Origin of the sequence: Acidovorax facilis (assembly GCF_050626955.1) — a bacterium.
GTDB lineage: Bacteria > Pseudomonadota > Gammaproteobacteria > Burkholderiales > Burkholderiaceae_C > Acidovorax > Acidovorax facilis.
In genome coordinates this window covers 1,014,631-1,040,789 of the sequence record NZ_CP192460.1, presented here as the reverse complement: position 1 = coordinate 1,040,789, position 26,159 = coordinate 1,014,631, and the positions used below count along the sequence as shown (strand labels likewise).

Annotated in this window: 21 protein-coding genes; 11 read left to right on the top strand and 10 right to left on the bottom strand. The window is 65.7% G+C overall.

The features are described 5' to 3' along the window. The first annotated feature begins 39 nt into the window (after positions 1–39). The 4 genes from ACQ4MJ_RS04710 to ACQ4MJ_RS04695 all read left to right on the top strand — a co-directional run bounded on the left by ACQ4MJ_RS04710 (position 40) and on the right by ACQ4MJ_RS04695 (position 6,430). Positions 40–1,014, top strand: a complete 975-nt coding sequence (locus ACQ4MJ_RS04710) for an NADPH:quinone oxidoreductase family protein (protein WP_431149721.1) — start codon at positions 40–42, stop codon at positions 1,012–1,014. Between the two features lie 106 nt (positions 1,015–1,120). Beyond that, complete coding sequence (locus ACQ4MJ_RS04705; RefSeq protein WP_121420607.1) at positions 1,121–2,665, top strand: GGDEF domain-containing protein; 1,545 nt, start codon at positions 1,121–1,123, stop codon at positions 2,663–2,665. A gap of 173 nt (positions 2,666–2,838) precedes the next feature. After that, positions 2,839–4,413 (top strand): alkaline phosphatase D family protein, encoded by a 1,575-nt coding sequence (locus tag ACQ4MJ_RS04700; RefSeq protein ID WP_426304591.1) that lies wholly within the window; start codon positions 2,839–2,841, stop codon positions 4,411–4,413. 181 nt (positions 4,414–4,594) lie between these two features. Continuing rightward, positions 4,595–6,430, top strand: a complete 1,836-nt coding sequence (locus ACQ4MJ_RS04695; protein WP_431149722.1) for a gamma-glutamyltransferase family protein — start codon at positions 4,595–4,597, stop codon at positions 6,428–6,430. 131 nt (positions 6,431–6,561) lie between these two features. Here the strand turns inward: ACQ4MJ_RS04695 and ACQ4MJ_RS04690 are convergent, their stop codons facing one another. The 6 genes from ACQ4MJ_RS04690 to ACQ4MJ_RS04665 all read right to left on the bottom strand — a co-directional run bounded on the left by ACQ4MJ_RS04690 (position 6,562) and on the right by ACQ4MJ_RS04665 (position 10,660). Then, a complete protein-coding gene (locus ACQ4MJ_RS04690; protein ID WP_431149723.1) occupies positions 6,562–6,876 on the bottom strand; it encodes a hypothetical protein in 315 nt (104 codons plus the stop codon). A gap of 199 nt (positions 6,877–7,075) precedes the next feature. Continuing rightward, the gene (locus ACQ4MJ_RS04685; RefSeq protein WP_431149724.1) at positions 7,076–7,363 is read right to left on the bottom strand and encodes a GNAT family N-acetyltransferase; all 288 of its coding nucleotides are present in this window, start codon (positions 7,361–7,363) and stop codon (positions 7,076–7,078) included. Between the two features lie 159 nt (positions 7,364–7,522). After that, the gene (locus tag ACQ4MJ_RS04680; protein WP_431173704.1) at positions 7,523–8,023 is read right to left on the bottom strand and encodes a GNAT family N-acetyltransferase; all 501 of its coding nucleotides are present in this window, start codon (positions 8,021–8,023) and stop codon (positions 7,523–7,525) included. Between the two features lie 228 nt (positions 8,024–8,251). Then, the gene (locus ACQ4MJ_RS04675) at positions 8,252–9,007 is read right to left on the bottom strand and encodes a sulfite exporter TauE/SafE family protein (protein WP_431149726.1); all 756 of its coding nucleotides are present in this window, start codon (positions 9,005–9,007) and stop codon (positions 8,252–8,254) included. Positions 9,008–9,226: 219 nt separating this feature from the next. Next, on the bottom strand, positions 9,227–9,856 hold the full coding sequence (locus tag ACQ4MJ_RS04670) for a pyridoxamine 5'-phosphate oxidase family protein (RefSeq protein ID WP_431149727.1): 630 nt from the start codon (positions 9,854–9,856) through the stop codon (positions 9,227–9,229). Positions 9,857–10,093: 237 nt separating this feature from the next. Next, on the bottom strand, positions 10,094–10,660 hold the full coding sequence (locus tag ACQ4MJ_RS04665; RefSeq protein WP_431149728.1) for a carboxymuconolactone decarboxylase family protein: 567 nt from the start codon (positions 10,658–10,660) through the stop codon (positions 10,094–10,096). 171 nt (positions 10,661–10,831) lie between these two features. Here ACQ4MJ_RS04665 and ACQ4MJ_RS04660 point away from each other — a divergent pair, with 171 nt between their 5' ends. From ACQ4MJ_RS04660 to ACQ4MJ_RS04650, 3 genes are all read left to right on the top strand, one after another. Then, positions 10,832–11,731, top strand: a complete 900-nt coding sequence (locus tag ACQ4MJ_RS04660; RefSeq protein WP_431149729.1) for an AraC family transcriptional regulator — start codon at positions 10,832–10,834, stop codon at positions 11,729–11,731. A gap of 191 nt (positions 11,732–11,922) precedes the next feature. Then, entirely contained in the window at positions 11,923–12,420 is a 498-nt protein-coding gene (locus tag ACQ4MJ_RS04655; protein ID WP_431173693.1) for a hypothetical protein, read from the top strand. Next, on the top strand, positions 12,417–12,680 hold the full coding sequence (locus ACQ4MJ_RS04650; RefSeq protein ID WP_431149731.1) for a hypothetical protein: 264 nt from the start codon (positions 12,417–12,419) through the stop codon (positions 12,678–12,680). The genes ACQ4MJ_RS04655 and ACQ4MJ_RS04650 overlap by 4 nt, the downstream gene beginning before the upstream one ends. Positions 12,681–12,689: 9 nt before the next feature. Here the strand turns inward: ACQ4MJ_RS04650 and ACQ4MJ_RS04645 are convergent, their stop codons facing one another. From ACQ4MJ_RS04645 to ACQ4MJ_RS04635, 3 genes are read right to left on the bottom strand one after another with little or no spacing between them, the layout of a single operon-like run. Further along, positions 12,690–14,336 carry an acyl-CoA synthetase gene (locus tag ACQ4MJ_RS04645; protein WP_431149732.1) on the bottom strand — a complete coding sequence of 549 codons (1,647 nt, stop codon included), beginning with the start codon at positions 14,334–14,336 and terminating at the stop codon, positions 12,690–12,692. Positions 14,337–14,386: 50 nt separating this feature from the next. After that, positions 14,387–16,057, bottom strand: a complete 1,671-nt coding sequence (locus ACQ4MJ_RS04640; protein ID WP_431149734.1) for a diguanylate cyclase domain-containing protein — start codon at positions 16,055–16,057, stop codon at positions 14,387–14,389. Between the two features lie 3 nt (positions 16,058–16,060). After that, positions 16,061–17,164: an ABC transporter substrate-binding protein gene (locus ACQ4MJ_RS04635; protein WP_431149736.1), complete on the bottom strand. Its 1,104-nt coding sequence runs from the start codon at positions 17,162–17,164 to the stop codon at positions 16,061–16,063. Between the two features lie 60 nt (positions 17,165–17,224). Between ACQ4MJ_RS04635 and dnaG the strand changes: the two genes are divergently transcribed. The 4 genes from dnaG to ACQ4MJ_RS04615 all read left to right on the top strand — a co-directional run bounded on the left by dnaG (position 17,225) and on the right by ACQ4MJ_RS04615 (position 24,967). Beyond that, entirely contained in the window at positions 17,225–19,279 is a 2,055-nt protein-coding gene (gene dnaG, locus ACQ4MJ_RS04630; protein WP_431149737.1) for a DNA primase, read from the top strand. Between the two features lie 257 nt (positions 19,280–19,536). After that, the gene (gene rpoD, locus ACQ4MJ_RS04625; protein WP_055398678.1) at positions 19,537–21,906 is read left to right on the top strand and encodes an RNA polymerase sigma factor RpoD; all 2,370 of its coding nucleotides are present in this window, start codon (positions 19,537–19,539) and stop codon (positions 21,904–21,906) included. A 312-nt stretch (positions 21,907–22,218) separates the two neighbouring features. Continuing rightward, on the top strand, positions 22,219–23,238 hold the full coding sequence (locus ACQ4MJ_RS04620) for a Bug family tripartite tricarboxylate transporter substrate binding protein (protein ID WP_431149739.1): 1,020 nt from the start codon (positions 22,219–22,221) through the stop codon (positions 23,236–23,238). Positions 23,239–23,353: 115 nt separating this feature from the next. Further along, complete coding sequence (locus ACQ4MJ_RS04615; protein ID WP_431149740.1) at positions 23,354–24,967, top strand: methyl-accepting chemotaxis protein; 1,614 nt, start codon at positions 23,354–23,356, stop codon at positions 24,965–24,967. 170 nt (positions 24,968–25,137) lie between these two features. On the opposite strand, the gene ACQ4MJ_RS04610 is transcribed toward ACQ4MJ_RS04615, so the two are convergent. After that, entirely contained in the window at positions 25,138–26,148 is a 1,011-nt protein-coding gene (locus ACQ4MJ_RS04610) for a tripartite tricarboxylate transporter substrate binding protein (protein WP_431153115.1), read from the bottom strand. Between the last annotated feature and the right edge of the window lie 11 nt (positions 26,149–26,159).

Sequence of the window (26,159 nt, the reverse complement as noted above, 5' to 3'; positions counted from 1 at the left end):
CGCCTATCATGCTGACCACATTGACAGGAGACTTTTCCCATGCACGCTTGGCTTTGCACCAACCCCACCGGCGTTGACGCCCTGGCCTGGACCGAACTGCCCACGCCCACGCCCAAGGCGGGCGAGGTGCTGATCGAGATCAAGGCGGCCAGCCTGAACTTCCCCGATCTGCTGATCGTGCAGAACAAGTACCAGATGAAACCGCCCCTGCCTTTCGTCCCCGGCTCGGAGTACGCAGGCGTGGTGGCAGCCGTGGGCGAAGGCGTCACCCACCTCAAGGTCGGCCAGAACGTGGCCTGCCTGTCGGGCACCGGCGGTTTCGGCACCCACACCATCGCCCCGGCAGCCCTGTGCATGCCGCTGCCGGATGGCTTTTCGCACGTGGACGCTGCGGCGTTCATCATGATCTACGCCACCTCGCACCATGCCCTCGTAGACCGCGCACAGCTCAAGGCGGGCGAGACCGTGCTGGTGCTGGGCGCCGCCGGGGGCGTGGGCACGGCCGCCATCCAGATCGCCAAGGCCATGGGCGCGCGCGTGATTGCAGCGGCCTCCAGCGATGAAAAATGTGCGCTGTCCGCCTCCATCGGGGCCGATGCCACCATCAACTACAGCAAGGACAACCTGCGCGACGCCATCAAGGCGCTTACCGACGGCAAGGGCCCCGACGTGATTTATGACCCTGTGGGTGGCGATTTTGCCGAGCCCGCGTTCCGCTCCATTGCCTGGCGCGGCCGCTACCTGGTGGTGGGTTTTGCCTCCGGCCCCATCCCGGCCCTGCCCTTCAACCTGGCGCTGCTCAAGGGCGCCTCCATCGTGGGCGTGTTCTGGGGCGACTTCGCCAAGCGCGAGCCCAAGGCCAACGCCGCCATGATGGGCGAGCTGGCGCAGTGGTACGCCCAGGGCAAGATCAAGCCCGTGATCGACCGCACCATGCCCATGGCCGAGCTGCCCGCCGCCTACGCGCACATGGGTTCACGGGGGGTGATGGGCAAGCTCGTGATGGTGAACTGATGCCTGCGCCTGCCAGGCCACAAGGCTTGGCAGAGCCAGCCCCTCAGAAAGCGGCCGCTGTGTCACACTCGCACCTCCTGCTCTCCTCTGACACTGGTGTCCGCACATGGCCGACCGACCACCTTCCGAAATTGCGCGCGAGACGCTCAAGCAGCTAGCCACCCGCCGCCTGCCCCCAACGCCCGACAACTACCTGGCGCTGTACGACGAGATCGCAGGAACCCGCAGCCCCCAGCCGTTCCCGGACGGCCAACTGCACCACATCCTGCGGGTGCTGCCAGGGCAGACACCGGCCCAGAAGCGGCTCTTGGGGCAATTTGAGCGCGCCGTCAACAACAAAGACTGGACTTCGCTACAAAGTGTGCTGGTCGGCTACGCCAACCTGGGGCTGAGCCCGGCGGCGGCGGCGGCCCCGGTAGAGACGGCTGCAAGCACCACCGCCCCCGGCAACCCCGGCGTCCTGCCGGACGAGTTTGCGCAAATGCTCGCCCGCCTGATCGACAACACGCTGCCCGCGCTGGGCGAAGACGATGCCCGCGTGATCGAGATGGCGCAAAAGCTCATCGCCTTTCTGAAAGAGCCCGCTCCGCCCATCTCCACCGTCCAGCTCATGCTGGGGAACTTCACTTACCGGCTGTCTTTTGCCACCGAAGACCAGGCCGCCATCCGCTCCAGCCTGCTGGAGCTGCTTCACATGGTGTTCGAGAACATCGCCGTGCTCAGCGTGGAAGACCGCTGGCTGCACGGCCAGGCCGAGGCGCTGATGGCAGCATCCACCCCGCCGCTCACTTTGCGCCGCCTGGACGATGTGCAGCGCCGGCTCAAGGACGTGATCTTCAAGCAGACCGAGGCCAAGGCGCGCACCGTGGAAGCGCAGGAGCAGATGAAGGACATGCTGGCCACCTTCATCGAACGCCTGGCCAAGATCACCGCATCCAGCACCACCTACCAGGGCACGATGGCCCGTTGCGCCGACCTGATCGGCAAGGCCAACACCCTCGAAGAAATCGCCCCCGTGCTGCAGGAAGTGATGACCGCAACCCGCTCGATGGCGCTGGACAGCCGCGTGGCGCACGACGAACTGCACGACCTGCGCGAACGCACCGAAGCCAAGCGCGCCGAAGTCGCCAAGCTGCAGGAGGAGCTGGACCGCGCCAGCGCCCAGGCCCGGCACGACCCGCTCACCGGCTCGCTCAACCGCAAGGGCCTGGACGAAGCCATGGAGCGCGAAATCGCCCGCGCGCGCCGCCTGGGCTCGCCGCTGTGCCTGGCGCTGCTGGACGTGGACAATTTCAAGACCATCAACGACCGCCTGGGCCACTCGGGCGGGGACGCGGCCCTGGTGCACCTGGCCCAAGTCACACGCGAAGTCATGCGGCCACAGGACCTGCTGGCGCGTTATGGCGGCGAAGAGTTCGTGCTGGTGCTGCCCGACACTTCGGTAGAAAGCGGCGTGGCCGCGATGACGCGGCTGCAGCGCGAGCTGACCACACGCTTCTTCCTGCAGGGCAGCGAGAAGGTGCTCATCACGTTCAGCGCTGGTGTGGCCCAGCTGCACGACAGCGAAGGCAGCCCCGACGCCATCCGCCGCGCCGACCAGGCGATGTACCTGGCCAAGCGATCGGGCAAGAACCGGGTCATGGCGGCATAGGGTGAAGCACCCCCTGAGTCGCCGTCGGCGCCTTCCCCCTCTCCTTCGGGAGGGGGACGCCACCAGCGCACGCAAGCGAAGCGCCGCATCCGCAGCTTGGCGGCCCTCGCGCGGTGGCCGCTGGCCTGGGCCGCGCCGGTTCTAAGCGCAGCGCACCTATCCAGCGCCCCGCAATGAATCCAGAGCAGAGACGCGCATTTTTGCGGAAGGCCATCCTGGCCGCCGCTGCCACCCAACTGCCCCGCTGGGCATGGAGCAACGCACCAGCACTACAGAGCAACCCCTTCGCGCTGGGCGTGGCCAGTGGAGATCCTGCGCCTGACGGCGTGGTGCTGTGGACACAGCTGGCGCTAGCAGACTCGGCGCTGATGCAAGCGGCCCACACCGTGCGGTGGGAGGTGGCGCACGATGTGCGTTTTGCACAGATCGTGCAAAAAGGCGAAGCCACCGCCCTGCCTGCGCTCGGCCACAGCGTGCATGTGGAGCTGCAGGGCCTGGCACCAGGCCGCTGGTACCACTACCGCTTCATGCTGGGCGATGCCATCAGCGCCACCGGCCGCACGCGCACGGCCCCGGCCCCCGGTGACCTGCCCGCCACGCTGCGCATCGGCTTTGCCTCCTGCCAGCGCTGGGAACACGGGCACTACGCCGCCTGGCACCATCTGGTGGCCGACCAGCCCGACCTGGTGCTGTTTCTGGGCGACTACATCTACGAATACGCGACGCCGAAAAACACCACCGACCTGACGCGCACCCACAACCTGCGCCACGCCACCACGCTGGCGGACTTTCGCGACCGCTACGCCCTGCACAAAAGCGACCCCGCCCTGCAAGCCGCCCACGCTGCCTGCCCCTGGGCCGTGACCTGGGACGACCACGAGGTGCAGAACGACTACGCCAGTGGTACCGGTAAGGGCGACGATGGCAGCTTTCTGACGCTGCGAGGCGCCGCATGGCAAGCCTTTTACGAAAACATGCCGCTGCGCGCCGCCAGCCTGAACGGCCCCGCCTCCGGCACCCGCTGGGACGCCCTGCAGGTCTACCGCCGCCTTCGCTGGGGGCGCCTGGCCCACATCCACCTGCTGGACAGCCGCCAGTACCGCACTTGGCAGGCCTGCCGCACGCCCCAGTCCACCAGCGCGGGCGCTGTGCGCGCCGCAGACTGCGCCGACCTGGCCAGCCCCGCCCGAACGCTGCTGGGCGCAGCGCAAGAGCAGTGGCTGAATACCGGCCTGGCCGCCGACGCACACACCAAAGACGCTACCCACTGGAGCGTGCTGGCACAGCAAACCCTGTTTTCGCCGCGGCACTACCCGTCGGGCGTTACGTCCGCCGACAGCTGGGACGGTTACCCCGCAGCCCGCGCGCGCCTGCTGCAGGCCGTGGCACAGCACGCCCCGCGCAACACCGTGCTGCTGGGCGGCGACATCCACCAGAACTACGTGTGCCGGGTGCACGCCAATCCCGATCGCCCAGAGTCGCCCGTGGTGGCCAGCGAGTTCTGCGGCACGTCCATCAGCTCGCGCTCGGGCACCACACAAGATAAGGTGGACGCCATTGCCCGGCACAACCCGCATGTGCTGCTGGCCCGCTGCGACCAGCGCGGCTATGGGCTGGCAGACATCACCCCCACGCGCTGGACAACCACCCTGCGCGTGCTGGACGACCCGCTGCGCGCGGACAGTGCCGCCACCACGCTCGCCCGCTTTGTGGTGGAAGACGGGCGGCCCGGGCCCATGCCAGCATGACGGGTGCTTGAATGCTATTCTATTTATAGCTATTAGCGATTTATGGATAAGCGCTAGAGGCTAAAAACACCCAAATTTTCGGAGCCTGTAGCGCGATGTAACGCCCCGGCGTCGCTCCGGCCGGTCCGCGTACCATGGCCACTTCTTCGCCCCTTCGCTTCTCGCCACCCAGGAGTTGTCCATGCCCAAAACCACCACGCACCCCCTGCCCTCCCCTCGTGCCATCACCTTCAGCCTGAGCCTGCTGGCCTCGGCCGTGCTGCTGGCAGGCTGCGCCAGCGCCCCGTCACAGTTCGCCTACACCGTGCCCGCCCAGCCCGAAGGCTCGTCCGGCTACACCGAAAAGCCCGGCTGGGCCACCGAGAAATTTGCCGTGGCCGCCGCCAACCCGCTGGCCACGGATGCGGGCTACCAGATCCTCAAGGCCGGGGGTTCCGCCATCGACGCAGCCATTGCCGTGCAGATGGTGCTGACCCTGGTGGAGCCGCAATCGAGCGGCATCGGCGGCGGCGCCTTCCTGCTGCACAGCACTGGCAAAACCGTGGAGGCCTACGACGGCCGCGAGACAGCCCCCGCCGCTGCGGACGAAAAACTCTTTCTCGGCTCCGACGGCAAACCCGTGCAGTTCTACGATGGCGTGGTGGGCGGCCGCTCGGTCGGCGTGCCCGGCACCGTGCGCATGCTGGAGATGGCGCACAAGCAGCACGGCAAGCTGCCCTGGGCCACCCTGTTCCAACCCGCCATCACCCTGGCCGAAGGCGGCTTCAAAATCAGCGCACGGCTCAACACCCTGGTCAAGGCCGACCCGCACCTCAAGAAGGACCCGGTGGCTGCCGCCTATTTCTACAAGGCCGACGGCGACGCGCGCGATGTGGGTGTGAACCTGCGCAACCCCGAGCTGGCCGCCGTGCTGCGCCGTATCGCCGCCGAAGGCAGCAAGGCCCTGCACGAAGGCGAAATCGCCCAGGCCATCGTCGACAAGGTACAAAAACACCCCACCAACCCCGGCAAACTCAGCATGGCCGACCTGGCCGGCTACCAGCCCAAAAAGCGCGAAGCGCTGTGCCACGACTACCAGGTGCAGACCAAAGACTTCCGCATCTGCGGCTTCCCGCCACCCAGCTCGGGCGCCATTGCCATCGGGCAGATCTTGGGTATCCTGAAAAACACCGACGCCGCCGCCAAGCCGCTGCAAGACGGTATTCCCTCAGCCGACTGGCTGCACCTGTACACCGAAGCCGCCCGCCTGGCCTTTGCCGACCGTGCGCTGTACGTGGCCGACCCTGACTTTGTGCAGCCCCCCGGCGGCAGCTGGACCAGCCTGATCGCCCCCGCCTACCTGGCCGAACGCGCCAAGCTCATCGGCACGCAAAGCATGAAGGTCGCCCAGCCCGGCAACCCGGCCGCCGTGAAGACCAGCTACGCTCCCATGCCCGACCAGCCCGAATACGGCACCAGCCACATCAGCATCGTCGATGCCTTTGGCAACGCCGTGGCCATGACCACCACCATCGAAGACCAGTTCGGCGCACGGCAAATGGTCAAAGGCTTCTTGCTCAACAACGAGCTGACCGACTTCAGCTTTGCCCCCACCGACGCCCAGGGCCAGCCCATTGCCAACCGCGTGCAGCCCGGCAAACGCCCCCGCTCCTCCATGGCGCCCACTTTGGTGTTCGACAAGGCCTCCGGCGAGCTGCTGATGAGCGGCGGCAGCCCCGGCGGCGCGGCCATCATCCACTACACCGCCAAGACGCTCTACGGCGTGCTCAACTGGGGCCTGATGCCCCAGCAGGCCATCAACCTGCCCAACTTCGGCTCGATGAACGGACCGACGCTGCTGGAAGAAAAGCGCTTCCCGCCCGCCACGGTGGAGTCCCTGCGCGCACGCGGTGCCGAGGTGCGTGAGATGAACATGACGAGTGGGCTGCAGGCCATCACGCGCGGGCAGGCGCATGGGAAGAAGCTGTGGATGGGTGGGGCCGACCCCAGGCGTGAGGGGGTAGTGATGGGGGATTGAGATGGAGATGTTGATGCCTCCGCATCAACACCTCCATCTGCAGCCGGACTTGAAACCCTTCACGCTGCGAGCCCCACAAGCTTGTCGAAGCGACTCGCAAGGCTTCGACAAGCTGTGCCGGAACAGGCCGTTCAGGACTGAAGGCCTGACTTGATCTTGCGAACCGCGGCAACGTCGCCAAGGAAGACTTGCAGGGCATCCTTATCTTCGCGAGACAGGTCCGCGCTGTCGAGAAGATGGAGTTGGTGGATCACAACTTCCAGTGCCTCTGCGAGCCTGCCGATTTGCTTGCCGTAACTACCAACCTTCTCCAGCGCAGCTTGCTCTACCTTGGCGTTTGAAGTCGCTCCCAAGTTGACCTGAAAGAGATTGAACGACCAGTTGGGAAGGATGGGCTGGGAGAGCGCTGTAGGGGCCAGTTGAAGTGGCATGTAGAAGTGTTGCAATTTGCACTCCCAGTGAAGTTCGTGAGTTCGGACGGCGATGCCTGCGTTCCCCGGCGGTGGGCTTTGTGCAGCCAGACGTTCGAGCCCAGCGGAAGATGGTGGCATGACGACTGGCACACGAGGCCGATGATAGCCAGCACACCTCGCAGGCCAGGCGGCGCGCCGTAGGGGGTCCCACTTAAAGACTACCAACTCGGCGTCACCTCTTTCGCCGGATGACAAATGCGTTCTCAGCACGTTGAAAGCCGATTGCAGGGTAATAGGACATCGCATTCGGCGCTGACAGCAGTATGAGAGCGACCTCTTCGCCAATGACCGCCTGCGTCCGCCTGATCAGTTCCTTGCCCACGCCTCGACCCTGAAGAGCCTTGTCGACAGCAAGGTCAGAGAGGTAGCAGCAGTAGGCGTAGTCGGTGAGTGATCGACTCAGTCCCACCAGGCGTCCATCCTCCCAGGCCGAGATCACGAGGCTCGGCGCCGCGAACATGCGCGCGATTCGGGGAAGGTCAGAGGTTGGACGCGTGATCCCTGACGCGTCGAAGACCCGAACAACTTCGACTGGATCTAGCGGTACGTTGTGACGGTACTCGAGTTGAGGCATAGGATCGCGAATGGGATGTGATGTTGAATCGTGTGACGCTTGACGTTAGCGCTCAGCGGACGGCGAAGCCGACTCTGGCAGCAGAGTGTTACCAGCATCTGCTGGAGACCGAAAACGATACACGGATGCGCCACGATCATGGGAAGGCGCAATGTGAGGACGAAACCCCGCAGTGGCGTTACGCCAAAACAACTCGGCTCCAACATTGCCAGGATAGCTTGCGACAGACCACTCGCCCGGATGCGCTTGGAAGAGCGCCAAGGCGGCCGCCCTCCCTGCGCCGCGGCGCCGATAGCGTGGCTCAACCCAGAACTCAGCTATCTCATGCAGCCCGCGCTCAATGTTTCGGACGAGAGCAAATCCCGCCACGTTGTCGCCCACTCGAAATAGGTACGGCGTTCGCCCCGCCTCCTGCCAGTACAGGTGCAAGTACGGGTAGTCCGTACTGGCGCCCAACTCCGACAAGTATCTGTAGAGCAGCGCTGCCACGAGATCATGGTGCTCCCGAGCAACTCGCTCGACGGTTAGGAGATGATCTGGAGTCATCATGATGGATACAGGTTGTGCGGAGCGGCGCGCACCCCGGGGCTTGAACTTGGCACTTTATGCTTCACGCGTCCACTCCTGTGATGGCGTGGACTCATGGGTTGTTTGGGTGAAGGCGTGGTGATGAGACTGAGCTGAATTCGAGAAAAATTGCCGCCATCGTGCTTCGCACCGACAAGCTGAGCAAAAGGCGGCATGCCGGAACCTGCTTCTTTAGATACCCGCTTGTCACAACCAACGCCCCAGCACCTTCGGCACCCCCGCCATCAACATCGCCACCCCCGACGCCGTCAGCATCCCCAACACAATCTGCCGAAACCTCGCCTCGCTGATGCCGTGGTACAGCTTGGCGCCCAGCAGAGTGGGCACCAGCATGGCAGGTATGACGATGGCCAGCAGCGGCAGAGCTTCGCGGGTGACCAGGCCGGTGGCAAGATAGGTGATGAAGGTCACCATCAGCATGGCCAGGTTGAAGTTCTGGATGATGGCGCGCTGCACATCCTTGTCCATGCCGCGCAACGTGCACCATAGCGTGGGCAGCACGCCGGTAAAACCACCCAGACCACCCATCACCCCACCGGCCAGGCCCACCACCGCGTCGGCCACGCGGCCGCCCCGGGTAATGCGGGGCAGCTGTTTGGCCATCAGCATGGCCGGGCACCACAGCACCAGCAGCGTGCCCAGGATGACCTTGAACGCGTCCATGTCCAGGCGGGGCAACACGGCCACGCCGATGGGGATGCCCGCCAGGCCGCCGAGCACAAAGGGCAGCAGGCGCGCCCGGTCAAAACCCCGGCGCACGGTGGCCGCTGCCACCAATTGGCCCGTGAGCGCGCCGCACACGGCCAGCACGGCGGCCAGGCGGGGTTCCAGCGTCCAGGCCCAGAACGACATGGCCACCATGCCAAAGCCGAAGCCCGACAGGCCCTGCACAAACCCGGCGGCCACGGCGCCCAGGGCTACGATCAACAGCACGGAATCCATTGCACCTCCACTGCTATCGGCTGCGTTCAACAATCCGCTCACGCTGAGCTTGTCGGAGCGCTGCACAAGGCTTCGACGAGCTCCGCCTGAACGGCTTCGGTACGTCGCAGACACGCAATTCGTTTTAAGGGGCTGGTGAGCCAGCCGTGTCCATTGTGCAGGTTGGTTCGCAGGCGCACTCGGGCACAGGAGCACCTTGGCCCGCACACACCTTGTCCATCAATACAACGTGGCTTGCTGGCGCGCGGGCAGTTCGCGGTCGTAGGTGGCGCCGTCAAACCGGCCCTGCGTGATGGACGCGAGGATGGCACCAGGGGTCGGCACCGTGCGCGGGGTGCCAGCCGGTACAGCGCTCCACAGGCGCGAGCGCTGGATGGCGCGGGCGCACTGGAAGTACACGGCTTGCACATCAACGACGATCACGCATTTGGGCGGCTGGCCGTTGACCACGAACTGCTTCATCAGATCGGGCGCCACGCTGATGCGCGCGTGACCGTTGACGCGCAGGGTTTCGCCCACGCCGGGGATGAGAAACAGCAGCGCCACGCGCGGGTCTGCCACGATGTTGCGCAGGCTGTCGGCGCGGTTGTTGCCACGGCGCTCGGGCAGGAGCAGGGTCTTGTCGTCCTGCAGCTGCACAAAGCCCGCCGGGTCACCACGCGGCGAGGCATCCAGCCCGCCAGGACCGGTGGTGGCGAGCACGGCAAAGGGCGACGCCGCGATCATGGCGCGGTAGGCGGGGTGCACATACGGAAGCTCTTTGTGGACGGAGGCATCGCTGAGTGGGCCCAGCAAGGCCTCCAGGCGTGGCAGGGTGTCGATGGCGTGCTCGTCGCGGGCGGGGGTCATGGCGGTAGCTTCCTTGGGGTAGGGTGGCAACAGAACAGCCATGGTGCGGCAGGCCCGCCGCCCCGACAAACGACTTTGCGGCAGGTCACGCGTGCAAAAAGCGCACGTATGGAGTCCGGCACGTGGGAGTGCCGGCCCCACTGCCCTGCCCCAGCGCATGGCACTGGCACGGCACATGCCGCGCCAGGGGGCAGCGCGCAATCCGGCCCGTAGGCAAGACAAGCGCCGCTCCTTCGCTCAGCGTGCGGGACGCAGCTTGACGCCGGGGAAATCCACCGGCACCGCGAGCGCCACGTTCACGTAGTTGGTGAACAGGTTGAGCGCCACATGGGCCACGATCTCGACGATGTGCTCGTCGCTCCAGCCGTGGTCACGCAGCGCCTGCACATCGGTGGCATCCACCTGGCCACGTTCATTGACCAGCTTCAGCGCAAAGCGCAGCACGGCGGCGGTGCGCGGGTCGGCGGATTCGCCCGACTGCGCGGCGGCCAAATCGTCGCCGCTCACGCCTGCCTTGCGGCCCAGTGCGGTGTGGGCGGCCAGGCAGTAGTCGCAGGCATTGCGGTTGGCCACGGCCACGGCGATCTGCTCGCCCAGTGCGGCACCGATCACGCCGCCACCCAGCGCACCAAAGGCGGCCCACATGCTTTGCAGCCCGGCAGGCGAGTTGGCCACCGCGCGGAACATGTTGGGGGTGGCACCGAAAGCGCCGTGGATCTGGTCGAGCACGGTGCGCACGGGGCCGGTGGCGGCGGTGCGGTCAACGAGGGGGACGCGGGCAACGGAGGAGGAGCTAGCGGACATGGTGTGGATTTCCTTGAAGGTCATGAAAGACGGTTTGGTTTAAAGGGCCGGTGCTTGGTTAAGGGGTTAAGCACCGGGTGCCTGTTCTCAGCACCCCTGCAGTGTCCAGCGTCAGCTCGTACCATTGGGCACATAAAATCCACAATTCATACCTAATCATCCAAAATCACCATGAATGCCCGCGACACTTGCACCACGCCTCTGCCAACGCAGGCACCCGCTCCGTTTGACCGGCTGTCGTCGCTGCTGGAGCGCTTTCGGGTGCGCGCCCACCTGTTCCACAGCGGCCCGCTGTGCGGCGTGACCCACTTTGCGGCGGCGCCCGGGCGCGGGTTTCTGCATGTGCTGCGCCGTGGCGAGATGGTGGTGACGCACCAGCCCCAGGCGGGGCCACCGGAGCGGCTGGAGGTAGCTGAGCCCAGCCTGCTCTTTTACGCCCGACCGCTGGAGCATTTTTTTCACAATGCGCCCACCGAGGGCTCGGACTTCACCTGCGCGGCGCTGGACTTTGACGGTGGTGCCAGCCACCCGCTGGCCCGCGCCCTGCCCCCGCTGGTGCTGCTGCCCCTGGGCAAGGTGGATGGGCTGCAGCAGTCCCTGGACCTGCTGTTTGCCGAAACCGACCGCCTGCGCTGCGGCCACCGCGTGCTGGCCGACCGGCTGTTTGAAGTGGTGCTGCTGCAACTGCTGCGCTGGCTGCTGGACCACCCTGAGCAGGCGCACATGCCGCCCGGCCTGCTCACGGGTCTCGCCGACCCTGCCCTGGCCCGCGCCCTCACCGCCTTGCACGATGCGCCGGGCCAGCCATGGAGCCTGGCGCAGATGGCTGCGCAGGCAGGCATGTCGCGCAGTGCGTTTGCGGCCCGCTTCAAGGCGGTGGTGGGCGACACCCCCGCCGACTACCTGGCGCACTGGCGGCTGACGCTGGCACAGGCCCATCTGCGCGGCGGACGGTCGTTGAAGTCGATTGCCAACGAGCTGGGTTACGCCAACCCCTCGGCGCTGTCGCGCGTGTTTGCGCAGAAGGTGGGCATGTCGCCACGGGTCTGGCTGGAGGGCCTTGCGGCATAGCGAGCTAAGCCGCCACCTCCTCTGCCCGGCTGGACGCGCGGCCCACGGGCCGCCACAATTTCCTGCGCCGGCTGCGCAGCGCCAGGATTTTGATAAAAACAGGCCCTAGCGCTTATCCTGATTGCGCAAACAGCTATTTAATTGATAGCACAACTCTGCGAATTGATCAGCCGCGGGAAAGGACTCACACCATGAACGCCGCTCTCACCCAACTGGCAGCCGACTGCGGGCTGGCCAGAGACGCCCACACCCCGCTGCGCCTGGCCTTTGGCCTGGCCTGTGTGCAGCGCGTGCGCCATCTGCTGGAAGATCCGGAGGCCATCGAGGGCCTCGACGTGCTGGCCGCGTTCACGGCGGGCACGGTGGATGCGGCCACTTTGGCCAACGCAGCAGAGCGGCTGAAAGCGGTGGCCTCGCACCACCGGGGCTCGCAGTCGCTGGACGGGTCGGCCCATGCCGCCGTGTCGGCCACCTACGCCGTGGCCAACGCGCTGGCGGGCCGGGCGCTGGAGGCCGCCAGCTACGCGGCCTATGCCACGGTGTATGCCTATGGCGGGTATGCGGTGCAAGACCTCTCGGCGTTTGAGCCGGAGCACCAGTGGCAGGTGCAGGCGCTGCAGCGGCTGCTGGACGATGCGGCGACCCAGCGGTCGGCGAGGCCCCTTGCCGCCAGCCAGTCCTGCGCATGAGCCGCCAACAGGTTCTCGCCGCGCAGGCCGCCCCGCTGCGTGCGATCCTGGAGGCCGAACTGGCGCAGGGCAACGTTATCGACGAGGTGGCGGACTGGCCGCCCCGGTGCGAGTTGCTCGTGATCCTGCGCCGCCCTTTCGCGAAGGCCTACCCGACCGGGCCTGACGTGGAGTTCACCGCCATCGAAGACCGGCACTACTGGAAGTCCGAATACAACCTCGATGGCGGCCGGCAGACGCTGGCGTGCGGTTTTGGCTGAGCCGGGTGATCAGACGTTGATGGCGGCCGCCGAGCCGGCCTGCTTGCGCAGCTCGAACTTCTGGATCTTGCCCGTGCTGGTCTTGGGCAGCTCGCCAAACACCACGGCACGCGGCACCTTGAAGCCCGCCAGGTGCTTCTTGCAGTGCGCCACGATGTCCTCAGGCGTGGTCTGCGCACCGGCCTTCAGCTCCACAAACGCGCAGGGCGTCTCGCCCCACTTGGGGTCGGGCTTGGCCACCACGGCGGCGGCCAGCACGTCGGGGTGGCGGTAGAGCACGTCTTCGACCTCGATGGACGAGATGTTCTCGCCGCCCGAGATGATGATGTCCTTGCTGCGGTCCTTGATCTTGATGTAGCCGTCGGGGTACTGCACGGCAAGGTCGCCGCTGTGGAACCAGCCGCCTGCAAACGCTTCTTCCGTCGCCTTGGGGTTCTTCAGGTAGCCCTTCATGGCGATGTTGCCCTTGAACATGATCTCGCCCATGGTTTCGCCGTCCTGTGGCACGGGCAGCATGGTCTCGGGGTCGAGCACGCGCACATCGCGCTCCAGGTGGTAGCGCACGCCCTGGCGGGCGTTGAGGCGGGCGCGCTCGCCAATGTCCAGGGCATCCCAGGCTTCGTGCTTGGCGCACACGGTGGCGGGGCCATACACCTCGGTCAGGCCGTACACATGGGTCAGGTCGAACCCCATTTTTTCCATGCCCTCGATCATCGAGGCCGGTGGCGCGGCGCCCGCCACCATGACCTTGACGCCTGCGGGGATGCCCACCTTCATCGCATCGGGCGCGTTGACCAGCAGGCCGTGCACGATGGGCGCGCCGCAGTAGTGCGTGACACCGTGCGTGCGAATGGCGTCGAAGATGGCCTGCGCGTCCACCCGGCGCAGGCAAACGTTGACGCCAGCACGCGCCGCAATGGTCCAGGGAAAGCACCAGCCGTTGCAGTGGAACATGGGCAGCGTCCAAAGGTACACGGCGTGTTTGGGCATGTCCCACTCCAGCACGTTGCTGATGGCGTTGGTGGCGGCGCCCCGGTGGTGGTAGACCACGCCCTTGGGGTTGCCCGTGGTGCCGCTGGTGTAGTTCAGCGCAATCGCATCCCACTCGTCGGCGGGCAGGCTCCAGGCAAAGGCCGCATCGCCGCTGGCCACAAAGGCCTCGTAGTCGGTGCTGCCCAGGCTTTGAACTGCGGGTCCATAAAGCGCGTCCTGCACCTCGATCACGCGTATGGGGGTAGTGCCCGTGCGCAGGGCCAGTGCCTTGGCCATGGTGCCGGTGAACTCCGGGTCCACGATGACGGCCTTGGCCTCGCCGTGGTCGAGCATGAAGGCGATGGCCTCCGGGTCGAGCCGGGTGTTGAGGGTGTTGAGCACCGCGCCGGCCATGGGCACGCCAAAGTGCGCCTCCACCATGGGTGGGGTGTTGGGCAGCATCACGGCGACGGTGTCGTTCTTGCCGATGCCTGCCTGCACCAGGGCACTGGCCAGCTGGCGGCAGCGCGCGTAGGTCTGTGCCCAGGTCTGGCGCAGCGTGCCGTGCACGATGGCCAGACGGTCGGGGTAGACCTCAGCCGTGCGTTCGATGAACGACAGGGGGGACAGGGCAGCGAAGTTGGCTTCGGTGCGGGGCAGGTGCTGGTCAAAGATGGAGGTCATGGGTCGGTGCTGAGAGGTAAACAGAACGCAGCCTACCGCCCCAGGCTGACTCAAACCCTTCGGCGGCGACTCTGCTTGATACGGTACATCGCCGCGTCGGCGCTGGCCAGCAGCGTGTGCGCGTCCTGCGCGTCGCGCGGGAACAGACTCACACCGATGCTGGCGCGCACCGGGAAGGGCTGGCCTTCGATGTCAAGCGGAGACTCGAAGGCCTGCTCCAGCTTGGCAGCGATCTGCAGGGCCGCATCTTCGGAATCCACGTTCTCGCACAGCACAGTGAATTCGTCGCCCGCAAGCCGGGCCACGGTGTCGGCCTGGCGCACGGCGCCCACGATGGTGCGGGCCACGGCCTGCAGCACCAGGTCGCCCACGGCGTGCCCCCGCCCGTCATTGATGGCCTTGAAGTCATCCAGGTCCACAAACAGCAGCGCGCAGTCACGCCCGCTGCGGCGCGATAGCTCCAGCGCCTGCGCCAGGCGCTGCTCGAACATGCGGCGGTTGGGCAGGCCGGTGAGTGCGTCGTGGTGTGCCAGGTGGGCCATGGCATCGCGGCTGGCGTTGAGTTCGTTCATCTGGCGCAGGATCTGCTGCTCCATGTCTTGAAAGCTGCGCGCCAGCTCACCCACCTCGTCCTCGCGATCCACCGGCAGCACGCCGTGGGGACGGCCCTGTGGCAGTGCCTGCGTGGCGCGCACCATGGCTTTGAGGGGCTGGGTGACCACGCGTGAAACCAGCGCCGCCAGCACCACCCCCACGGCACTCAGCACCAGCAGAATCTTGAGGATGCTGTTGCCCAGATTCACCACCTCGCCTTGGACCGCCGCCAGTGGCTGCGAGAGCCCCACCACCATAAACCGCTTTTCCTCCTCGCGCCCGAAGGGCATGCGTACGAACGAGAAGACGCGGGCCTCTTCGTCGTCAGTGCCCGGCAAGCTGAGCACCACCTCTTCCTGGTGGCCCCCGACCAGTGCGGCCACGGGCGCAAAGCTGTCCTGGATCAGGATGCGCTGGCCCCGGTCGAACCCGAAGGTCTGGCTGGCGTCCGGGTGCACCAGAAAATCGCCCCAGCGGTTGCTGAGGAAGAAACCATAAGGCGCGGGCAGCGCTGTGTTGAAGCTACGCAGGAAATGCTGCGCCGCCACACGCACCACCACCACGCCACGCACCTGGCCACCCCGCACCACGGGCGAAGCCATGCTGAATACGGGCAGCGGCTCGGCATCGGCTGCGCCTTCGTGGTTGATGCCGAACTCCGACACATAGACCTCGCCCGGCGCCAACGCCAGGGTTTCGAACACAAAGGGGAAGTGGGCCTTCTCCTGCAGTTCGTCCTCGCTGGCGCGGACCCAGGCGTCGCCAGTCCGGTCGATGCGTACGAGCTCCAGGCCAAAGTCCTGCACGCCGATGAAGCGGATCTGCAGGTAGCTCGGGTGGGTGATCAAGCTGGCACGGAACACATCAGCCAGCACGTTCTTGTCCTGCTCTATGGCCGCCACACTGGCCAGAAAAGCCGTGTCGCGCGCCACGGTGCCAAAGCCGGCTTGCATGTGGCGCGCCAGCACCTGCGTGGTGGCCAGCAACGCCTGTTCGGCCCGCCCCTGCAGGCGCGCGCGGCTGGAATCAAAGGTGTAGTAACCCGCAAGAACGGCCGCAAACACACTGAAGGACGCGAGCAGCATCCCCAGCCGCAGCGCAATACCCCATTTCATGCGGGTTTTCATGGCTCAGAACCGGTTCGGTCGGTCGCCCGACAGGATGCGCTGCCACAGCTGCGCGCGGCGGGCCTCGTCCTCCACGGGCTCCAGCCACACGATGGCGCCTGCGGGGGCATCGCCCGACAGCGCGAGCGGCTCTTCGAGCGTGTTGGCCAAGCCCTGGCGCCGGGTCAGTTCGCGGCTGACGGAGGGGTCGAGCATGTAGTTGATCCACTCGGCGGCCAGCGCCACCTGGGTGGACCTGCGGGTGATGGCCCAGCAGTCCAGCCAGGCCAGCGCCCCTTCGCGCGGCACCACATAGCCCACATCCAGCCCCGCATCCCGCAACTGCTTGAGCTGCTGCTGGCCATAGTTGGCGTGCATGACCGCAATGCGGTGTTTGCGAAACAGCTCCAGCGACTCTTCGGGAAGGCTGTAAAACGAGCGCACGTTGCGGCGCAGGGCCACCAGATCCCGCGCCAGCGGGCCAAACTGCGCGGCGGGGATATGGAACGGCGCCATCCCCCGGTACATCGCAGCCAGCGAAAAACCGTGGCTGCTGCCGTCAAATGCCAGCACGCGCCCGCGCCAGCGGGGGTCCCACAGCACGGCAATGGAGGCAGGCGGGGTAGTGATCTGCTGGCGGTCGTAGATCAGCCCCATCTCTGAATAGGTGTAGGGCATCGCATACACGTCCGAACCCTGCGCAATGCCAGCGATGGCATGCAGTCGCCGAAAGCGCGGCAGTTGCCGCTCGGTGTTGGGGATGTTGTGCACGGGCAACGGTGCGAGCAGCCGGCGGGCCACCAGCCGCGCAATTTCGGCCGTATTGGCGGCCACCAGATCAAAACCGGCTCCCTGAGGGTTGGCCAGCTTGGCACGCAGCACATCGTCAGAGGCGACGGTGGTGATCTCCACCTTGGCGCCATGGCGCTTCTCGAAAACCGCCACGATATCGGGATCGGCATACCCGGGCCAGGACAGCACACGCAGCACCGGCGCCGCCTGTGCGGGCGTGGGCCACAGGCCTGTTGCCACCAGCGGCAGCAGCGCAGCCACATCCCGGCGCCGCAGCATGTGCTGCGCCGGGGTGCCTGCCCCACCCACCGCCTGGTGCCGCAACGTGACTGCCATGCCGAAAGCCCCGCTTCTGCAATATCTGGTAACAAATAGTTTACGCGGACAATACGGGGTGTGACGATCCCACAGTCTTTCATTCAGGAGTTGCTTGCCCGCGTCGATGTGGTCGACATCGTGGGCCGCTACGTGCCATTGAAGAAAGGTGGCGCCAATTTCATGGGGCTGTGCCCCTTCCACGGCGAAAAATCCCCCTCGTTCAGCGTCAGCCCCGCCAAGCAGTTCTACCACTGCTTTGGGTGTGGAAAGAACGGCAATGCCATCAGTTTCCTCATGGAACATGCGGGTATGGGGTTTGTCGAGGCGGTACAGGATCTCGCCCAGCAGGTGGGCCTGCAGGTACCGGACGACGACATCTCCCCACAGGAAAAAGAGCGCGCCGCCGCCGCCCGCCAGAAGCAGGCCACGCTGACCGATGTGCTCGAAAAAGCCGCCGACGCCTACCGACGCCACCTGCGCGAATCACAACGCGCTATCGGCTACTTCAAAGGCCGCGGCGTCTCGGGCACCGTGGCCAAGCGCTATGGCCTGGGCTATGCACCGGAGGGCTGGCGCAGCCTGGCCAGCGTGTTCCCGCAATACGACGACCCGCTGCTGGAAGAGAGCGGGTTGGTCATCGTCAACGACGAAGATGGCGGCAAGCGCTATGACCGGTTTCGCGACCGGGTGATGTTCCCCATCCGCAACGTCAAGGGCGAATGCATCGGCTTTGGCGGGCGGGTGTTGGGCGATGACAAGCCCAAGTACCTCAACTCACCCGAAACCCCGGTGTTTCACAAGGGGCGCGAACTGTATGGCCTTTTCGAGGCGCGCACCGCCATCCGCGAGCACGGCTACGCGCTGGTGACCGAAGGCTACATGGACGTGGTAGCGCTGGCGCAGCTGGGCTTTCCGAATGCGGTGGCCACGCTGGGCACGGCCTGCACACCTGAGCATGTGCAAAAGCTTCTGCGCTTTACGGAATCGGTGGTGTTCAGCTTCGATGGCGACGCGGCAGGTCGGCGCGCTGCGCGCAAGGCACTCGACGGCGCCCTGCCCCACGCCACGGACACGCGCAGCATCAAATTTCTCTTCTTGCCTGCAGAGCATGACCCCGACAGCTTCATCCGCGCCAACGGCACGGACGCTTTTGCCCGGCACGTGAGCGAGGCCGTGCCGCTCAGCCGCTTCCTGGTTGAATCAGCAAGTGATGGCTGCGATCTGGCCACCGCCGAGGGCCGCGCCCACATGGCCAGCAACGCCCGCCCGCTGTGGACGGCACTGCCCGATGGCGTGCTCAAGCGCCAGGTGCTCAGCGATCTGGCGGACATGACCCAGCTCAAGGCCCAGGACCTGGCCGACCTGTGGGGCCAGGCCACGTCGCGCGAGGCACCCCGGTCCTCCCACTCTGGCTACTCTGGCTACTCTGGCTACCCTGGCGCAGGCAGTGCGCCAGCCCGGCAGGCCCCGGCGGCCTACGATCACGAACCGCCGTCCTGGGACGCCCCGCCCGATGCCGGAGCGTGGCCGCCCCAAGGGGAAGCGGCCGGAGGATATCCAGGCAGCTATAGCAATGGCAGCGGCTACGGCAACAACAGGCCCGCATTCCGCAAGGGTGGCGACTGGAAGAGCAACTGGAAGAAAAAGGACAAGGACTCCCCCTGGCCACCCCAGCCCCGCCTGCCACGCACCCCCACAGCCAGCCGAGCGGACCATGCTGCGCGCCTGCTGCTGTCGCACATGGCGTTTCTGGAGGAGCTGACCCACGACGACCACACCACCCTGTGCGCGCAGCCCGCCCCCCACGGCCCGCTGTTCAGCTGGCTGGAAGCGCAGTTTCATGAACATGGCCCCTTAGCTTGGGCTGTGCTGCGCGAAAGCCTGCGCGAGCACGAATGCGAAGCGCTGGCCGTCAAGGTGATGACGGGCTCGCACGCCCAGACCGAAGGCGCAATGCAGGAGCTGCGACTGGAACTGCGCGACCTGCTCAACCGCATGCAGATTGAGGACATCGAGGCACAGCAAAAGCTATTGATGCTCCAAGCGGCTGATGACCCGACGGCCCTGGAGCGTTACCGCGGTTTGGAACAAAAGCGCAGGGTTTTACTCGGCGTGGCTGCAAAGGCGGCTTGAAATCAGCGCCAAAGGTATAATGTAGGGTTAGTTATTGGCAAGAGCGACAGCAGCACCTCCGAACCGGACCACCGTGACAAACGCGCACAACCGTCCAACCATCGCAAGGACTGCACACCAAATGATCGCCCAGACATCTTGCCCCTGAGGGCCTCCCCTCAAAGCGCAAAGCCCTCGTAGCTTTGCGTTGCCACCCGCGCCGGGACCTGAGGCGCTTGCGTTTTCTTTGTGTCCGTTTTTGATCCTGAGGTTGTCCCATGCCCGCTCAAAAGTCCGCGAAGCCACTCAAGTCTGCTCCAGGTACCGCCGCAAAGGCTGCCACCAAAACCGCTGCCAAAGCCCCGGCCAAGGCTGCTTCTCAAAAAGCTGCCGCCGCGCCCGCCCCGGTTGCCAAGAAAGTGAAAACTGTGCCTGTGAAAAGTTCTGCCGAGCTGACCAAAGCTGCCGATGAATTGCTGAAGAAAAAGCCTGCCCGCGCCAAGGCTGCAGCATCCGACGACGAAGAAACCCCGAAGAAGCGCCCAGGCCGCCCTGCCAAGGCCGCTGGTGCCGCCGAAGCCAAAGCCCCCGCCAAGCGCGGACGCAAGCCCAAGGCTGCGGCCGCTGGCGACGAAGGCGGTGACGACACCGACCTGTCCGACATCGAGGCCGACCTGGAAGGTGAAGTCGAAGAAACCACCGAAACCGCAGCCACGGTTGAGAAGGTCAAGCCGCTGCGCATGAAGATCAGCAAGGCGAAGGAACGCGCCTTGATGAAGGAATTCGGCCTGGACGAAACCGTCCTGTCCGAAGAGGACATGGCCAAGCGCCGTGCGCGCCTGAAGGCCCTGATCAAGCTGGGCAAGACGCGCGGCTACCTCACCCACGTTGAAATCAACGACCACTTGCCCGACAAGCTGGTCGATGCCGAAACCCTCGAAGCCGTCATCACCACGCTGAACGACCTGGGTGTGGCGGTGTACGAGCAGACGCCCGACGCCGAGGCGCTGATCATCACGGACAACGCCCCCGCAGGCGCCACCGAAGAAGAGGCGGAAGAAGCCGCCGAAGCCGCGCTGTCCACGGTGGACTCGGAGTTCGGCCGCACCACAGACCCGGTCCGCATGTACATGCGCGAAATGGGCACCGTGGAGCTGCTGACCCGCGAAGGCGAAATCGAAATCGCCAAGCGCATCGAAGGCGGCTTGATGGCCATGATGGAGGCGATCAGCGCATCGCCCGCCACCATCGCCGAGATCCTCAACATGGGCGAAGACATCCGCGAAGGCAAGGTCGTGATCTCGACCATCGTGGACGGCTTCTCCAACCCCAACGAGGCCGACGACTATGTGGCCGAAGAAGACTTCGACGAATTCGACGAAGCCGATGACGACGATGGCAAGGGTGGCTCCAAGGCGCTGACCAAGAAGTTGGAAGAGCTCAAGAAGCAGGCGCTGGAGCGCTTCGACAAGCTGCGCGAGCTGTTCGAGAAGGTCCACAAGGTGTACGACAAGGAAGGCTATGGCACCCCTGCGTACGTGAAGGCCCAGCAGGCCCTGTCGGCCGAGCTGATGACCATCCGCTTCACCGCCAAGACCATCGAAAAACTGTGCGACATGGTGCGTGGCCAGGTGGACGATGTGCGCAAGAAGGAACGCGAGCTGCGCCGCATCATCGTGGACAAGTGCGGCATGCCCCAAGAGACGTTCATCAAGGACTTCCCGCCCAACCTGCTGAACCTGCAGTGGGTCGAAAAGCAGGCCACTGCTGGCAAGCCCTGGTCGGCCGTGATTGCGCGCAACATCCCGCCCATCCAGGACCTGCAGCAAAAGCTGATGGACCTGCAGTCGCGCGTGGTGGTGCCACTGGCCGAGCTCAAGGGCATCAACAAGCGCATGAACGAAGGTGAAGCCACCTCGCGCGATGCCAAGAAGGAAATGATCGAGGCCAACCTGCGCCTCGTGATCTCGATTGCCAAGAAGTACACGAACCGTGGCCTGCAGTTCCTCGATCTGATCCAGGAAGGCAACATCGGCCTGATGAAGGCGGTGGACAAGTTCGAATACCGCCGGGGCTACAAGTTCTCGACGTATGCCACCTGGTGGATTCGCCAGGCCATCACCCGCTCGATTGCCGATCAGGCGCGCACCATCCGTATCCCGGTGCACATGATCGAGACGATCAACAAGATGAACCGCATCAGCCGCCAGCACTTGCAAGAGTTTGGTTTTGAGCCCGATGCGTCCATCCTGGCGGCCAAGATGGAAATCCCCGAAGACAAGATCCGCAAGATCATGAAGATCGCCAAAGAGCCGATCTCCATGGAAACGCCGATCGGGGACGACGACGACAGCCACCTGGGCGACTTCATCGAAGACGGCGCCAACACCGCGCCCATCGAAGCCGCCATGCAGGCCGGCCTGCGCGACGTGGTCAAGGACATCCTGGATGGCCTGACCCCGCGCGAAGCCAAGGTGCTGCGCATGCGCTTTGGTATCGAGATGACCAGCGACCACACGCTGGAAGAAGTGGGCAAGCAGTTTGACGTGACGCGCGAACGCATCCGCCAGATAGAAGCCAAGGCGCTGCGCAAGCTCAAGCACCCCAGCCGCTCGGACAAGCTGCGCAGCTTCATCGACTCGCTGTAATCCCTGCCCAGCCAGCGGCACACTGAACCCCAGCATTCGTTCAGTACAACGCCCTGCGCCGCAATTGCGGCGCAGGGCGTTTTTCATGGCCAATCCGTTGCGCAAGGCCCAGCGCGTTTACCCTGATACTCCCGACAGCAGACTGACAGCTTGGATGGTGACCATTGCCACCACGTCCAATCAAAAATTGGGAGACTTCCCTGCAGCGTTGCAAGCCGCCCTCTTGCGGCGAGGCTGCGCAGAGAAGCCGACCCTGCTGTCCGGTTGCGTGAAGGACATGCTTTTCACCCCCGCGTTTTCACGAGGTACCCCATGACCCCCCTCAGCCGCCGCAAGGCACTCGCACATGCTGCACTCGCCGCTACGGCGTGGACCGCTTTGACCCCGGCCGCATGGGCGCAAGCCAGCGCCACGGCAGCCCGCCCCACCGCCCCCAAGGCCCCCAAACTGGCGGGCACACTGCGCATCGTGATCCCGGCCAACCCCGGGGGCGGCTGGGACCAGACGGGCCGCGCGCTGGGAGCGGCCCTGGCTGCGGTGGGCGCGGCGGACCAGATCGAGTACGAGAACATTGGCGGCAAGGGCGGCACCATCGGCCTGGCCAAATACGCCGAAAAATACGGCAACGACCCCAACACCCTGCTGATGGGCGGCATGGTGATGGTGGGTGCCGTGGCGCTGCAAAAGCCCGCCGTGGACATGGGCCACATCCAGCCCATTGCCCGGCTCACCAGCGATTACCTGGTGGCAGCGGTAGCCGCCAAATCCCCCATCAAGAACACCAAGGACCTGGCCGATGCCATGCGCGCCGACCTGCGCGCCCTGCCGGTGGCGGGGGGCTCGGCCGGTGGGGTGGACCACATCTTCGCCGGGGTGCTGGCCCGTGCCTCCAAGGCCAAGCCGGAAGACCTGGTCTACAAACCCTTCCCCGGTGGCTCTGAAGTGGTGGACTCCCTGGTGTCGGGCAACGCGGCGGTGGGACTGTCGGGCTACAGCGAATTCAGCGATGCGATAGCCGCAGGCAAACTGCGCGCCATCGGCGTGTCGTCCCGCCGCAGCGCCTTCGGCCTGCCCGCCTTCCGCGAGCAGGGGCTGGATGCCACCATGGCCAACTGGCGGGGCGTGTTCACCGGCAAAGGGGTGCCCAGCGCCCGCATGGCCGAGATGCTAGCCGCCGTGGAGGCCGCCACCGCCCACGAATCCTGGCTGCGCACGCTCAAAAGCAATCGCTGGGAACCCTCTTGGCTGACAGGCAAGGATTTGGCAGAGTTCATGGAACTGGACCTCACCACGGCACGGGTGATGGTGTACCTGCTCAAGCTGAAGGCATGAAGTGCAACAAGGCCTTTGTGCGGCTGCGGGGCGCCACCCTCGGGCCATACCGGTTTCAGGTTGCAGGCGACGTGCAGCAAGATGGAAAACCGAGATCAACCTTGGGAGCTGACCGATGAAAATGTCCAACCACTCCATCGGCGCACGCATGGCCACCGCACTGGGCCTGGTGCTCGCGCTCCTGCTGGGCGCTGCCCTGTTCGGCATTGCGGCCCTGTACAGCAGCCTGGGCACCTACGAGACCACGGTGCAGGAACGCGTGGCCCAGGAACGTGCGGTGAGCCGCATGGAAAACGAGTTCAAGACCCAGGTGCAGGAGTGGAAGAACACCCTGCTGCGGGGTGAGGATTCGCGCAAGCGCGAACTGCACTGGACAGCGTTCCAGGCCAGTGAAAAGCGGGTGGCCGACGCCGCCAAGGCGCTGGAGCCGCAACTGACCGATGCGCAGGAAAAGGCAGCGCTGCAGAAATTCACCCAAGCCCACGCGCAGATGGCACAGGGCTACCGCAAGGGTTTTGAGGTGTTCCAGTCGCTCGGTTTTGTGCCCTCTGCGGGTGACGCGGACGTGGCCGACATCGACCAGGGCCCGGCCAAGCTGCTCACCGCACTGAGCGAGCAGGTGGCCGCCAGCAGCGCGACCATTGCAGAGCAGGCTGCCCTGAGCGCGCGGCGTGCGCTCATCAGCAGCCTGGTAGCGCTGGCACTGGTCACGGCCCTGGGCGGCTGTGCGGGCTGGCTGCTCACACGCTCGGTAGTGCGCCCGCTGCGGGTGGCGGTCTCGGTGGCCAACAAGGTGGCGGCCGGCGATCTGACCACCACCATCGAGGTCGATGGCAAGGACGAACCTGCTCGGCTGCTGGAAGCCCTGCGCACCATGCAGGAGAACCTGGAAAACGTGGTGTCGGGCGTGCGCAGCAACGCCGAGGGCGTGGCCAGTGCCAGCGCCGAGATTGCCCAAGGCAATGTGGACCTGAGCATGCGTACCGAAGAGCAGGCCTCGTCGCTGGACGAAACCACCTCTTCGATGCAGCAGCTGCAGGCCACCGTGCAGCAAAACGCCTCCAACGCCCAACGTGCCAGCGAGCTGGCCAAGAGCGGCGCATCGGTGGCCCAGCGCGGTGGCGACGTGGTAACGCAGATGGTGACGGTGGTTCAGGGCATTCAAGACAGCTCACGCCGCATTTCCGACATCATCGGCGTCATCGACAGCATCGCGTTTCAGACCAACATCCTGGCGCTCAATGCTGCCGTGGAAGCAGCACGCGCCGGCGAGCAAGGACGCGGCTTTGCCGTGGTGGCCAGCGAGGTGCGCAACCTGGCCACCCGCAGTGCCAGCGCCGCGCGCGAGATCAAGGCGCTGATCCAGACCAGCGTGGAGCGCGTGCAGGCCGGCTCTGACCTCGCCCGCAACGCGGGCAGCACCATGGGTGAAGTCGTCTCGTCCATCCAGGGCGTGAGCGCGCTCATGGACGAAATCAGCCAGGCGAGCGCGGCCCAGACCTCCGACATGCTTCGCGTCACCCAGGCCATCGTGCGCATGGATGAAACCACCCAGCAAAACGCTGCCCTGGTGGAAGAAAGCGCCGCCGCCGCCGGCAGTCTGAGCGGCCAGGCCCGCCAGCTGGTGGAGGCCGTGGAGGTGTTCCGCCTGCGCCACCAGAAGCCGCAGCTTCAGAACCTTCACCACCACCCGGCAGGGCAGCGCGCCCTGACGGCACCGCAGGGTTGATGAATCGCTATAAAAAACATAGCTACCAGCGCTTGTCAAATAAGCGCTAGCGTCCAAAAATATTCAAATTGCGGCTTGGCCGAGCGCAGCCTGACCCGGCAGACGACCTCATGCGGGGCGACGGCGCGTTACGCCCTTCGGGCAACCGCACCCCACACGGCAGCCCCGCGTCAATCCATCGTCACGTTGGCGTTTTTCACGACCTGCGCCATGCGCGCCACCTCGGATCGAAAGAACGCGGCTGCTGGCTCCGGAGGGGTGAGCTTGATTTCGTAGCCCTGGGCGATGAGCGCATCGCGCGCCTCGGGCATTTCCATCGCGGCTTTGAAGGCGGCATACAGGCGTTGCAGCTCGGCCTTGGGCAGGCCGGCAGGCCCCACCGGGGCGATCCAGCCGTCGAGCTCGTAGCCCGGCAAGCCCTGCTCCGCAATGGCAGGCACACCGGGCAACGACGGCACGCGGCTGGCCGTGGTCACGCCCAGGGCCCGCAACGCTCCCGACTTGATGTGCGCTGCCGCAGGCGCTACCGCCACCACGGCCAACTGCACCTGGCCGCCCAGCACATCGTTCATGAGCGGGCCCATGCCCTTGTAGGGAATGTGCTGAATCGACACCTTGGCCTGGTCCACGAACATGGCTGCGGCCAGATGCAGGATGGTGCCGTTGCCCGACGAGCCGTAGTTGAGCACGCCCGGTTTCGCCTTGGCCAGCGCAACCAGCTCTTGCACCGTCTTGGCGGGCACCGAGGGGTGGGCCACCAGCACGAAGGGCGTGGCGCCAATGATGGTGATGGGCGTGATGTCGACGAGCGAGTCGAACGGAATGTTTTTGTACACACTGGGGTTGACCACGTGGTTGTTGGACACCACGCCGATCACCGAGCCGTCCTTGGGCGCCCGCACGATCTGCGTGGTGCCGGTGATGCCGCCCGCGCCCGGCAGGTTCTCGATGACCACGGGCTGGCCCAGCGCCTTGGCCAGGCTGGTGCTGATGGCACGGATGGCGCCGTCGGCCCCCGAGCCCGCCGACAGCGGCAGGATCACGCGCAGCGGCTTGCCATCACCCTGGGCACGGGCCAGGCGGGGCAGGCCCCAGGCGGCGGCGCCCAGCGCGGCCGCGCCGGTTGCCAGCGCCTGGCGGCGCGTGAGCACGCCATGGCCGGCGGGCGAGATGCGGTGCATGTCAAAAGCAG

Coding starts and splice junctions, on each gene's coding strand:
- ACQ4MJ_RS04710 (WP_431149721.1), top strand. CDS start 40: ATGCACGCTTGGCTTTGCACCAACCCCACCGGCGTTGACGCCCTGGCC.
- ACQ4MJ_RS04705 (WP_121420607.1), top strand. CDS start 1,121: ATGGCCGACCGACCACCTTCCGAAATTGCGCGCGAGACGCTCAAGCAG.
- ACQ4MJ_RS04700 (WP_426304591.1), top strand. CDS start 2,839: ATGAATCCAGAGCAGAGACGCGCATTTTTGCGGAAGGCCATCCTGGCC.
- ACQ4MJ_RS04695 (WP_431149722.1), top strand. CDS start 4,595: ATGCCCAAAACCACCACGCACCCCCTGCCCTCCCCTCGTGCCATCACC.
- ACQ4MJ_RS04685 (WP_431149724.1), bottom strand. CDS start 7,363: ATGTTCGCGGCGCCGAGCCTCGTGATCTCGGCCTGGGAGGATGGACGC.
- ACQ4MJ_RS04680 (WP_431173704.1), bottom strand. CDS start 8,023: ATGACTCCAGATCATCTCCTAACCGTCGAGCGAGTTGCTCGGGAGCAC.
- ACQ4MJ_RS04675 (WP_431149726.1), bottom strand. CDS start 9,007: ATGGATTCCGTGCTGTTGATCGTAGCCCTGGGCGCCGTGGCCGCCGGG.
- ACQ4MJ_RS04670 (WP_431149727.1), bottom strand. CDS start 9,856: ATGACCCCCGCCCGCGACGAGCACGCCATCGACACCCTGCCACGCCTG.
- ACQ4MJ_RS04665 (WP_431149728.1), bottom strand. CDS start 10,660: ATGTCCGCTAGCTCCTCCTCCGTTGCCCGCGTCCCCCTCGTTGACCGC.
- ACQ4MJ_RS04660 (WP_431149729.1), top strand. CDS start 10,832: ATGAATGCCCGCGACACTTGCACCACGCCTCTGCCAACGCAGGCACCC.
- ACQ4MJ_RS04655 (WP_431173693.1), top strand. CDS start 11,923: ATGAACGCCGCTCTCACCCAACTGGCAGCCGACTGCGGGCTGGCCAGA.
- ACQ4MJ_RS04650 (WP_431149731.1), top strand. CDS start 12,417: ATGAGCCGCCAACAGGTTCTCGCCGCGCAGGCCGCCCCGCTGCGTGCG.
- ACQ4MJ_RS04645 (WP_431149732.1), bottom strand. CDS start 14,336: ATGACCTCCATCTTTGACCAGCACCTGCCCCGCACCGAAGCCAACTTC.
- ACQ4MJ_RS04640 (WP_431149734.1), bottom strand. CDS start 16,057: ATGAAAACCCGCATGAAATGGGGTATTGCGCTGCGGCTGGGGATGCTG.
- ACQ4MJ_RS04635 (WP_431149736.1), bottom strand. CDS start 17,164: ATGGCAGTCACGTTGCGGCACCAGGCGGTGGGTGGGGCAGGCACCCCG.
- rpoD (WP_055398678.1), top strand. CDS start 19,537: ATGCCCGCTCAAAAGTCCGCGAAGCCACTCAAGTCTGCTCCAGGTACC.
- ACQ4MJ_RS04620 (WP_431149739.1), top strand. CDS start 22,219: ATGACCCCCCTCAGCCGCCGCAAGGCACTCGCACATGCTGCACTCGCC.
- ACQ4MJ_RS04615 (WP_431149740.1), top strand. CDS start 23,354: ATGAAAATGTCCAACCACTCCATCGGCGCACGCATGGCCACCGCACTG.
- ACQ4MJ_RS04610 (WP_431153115.1), bottom strand. CDS start 26,148: ATGCACCGCATCTCGCCCGCCGGCCATGGCGTGCTCACGCGCCGCCAG.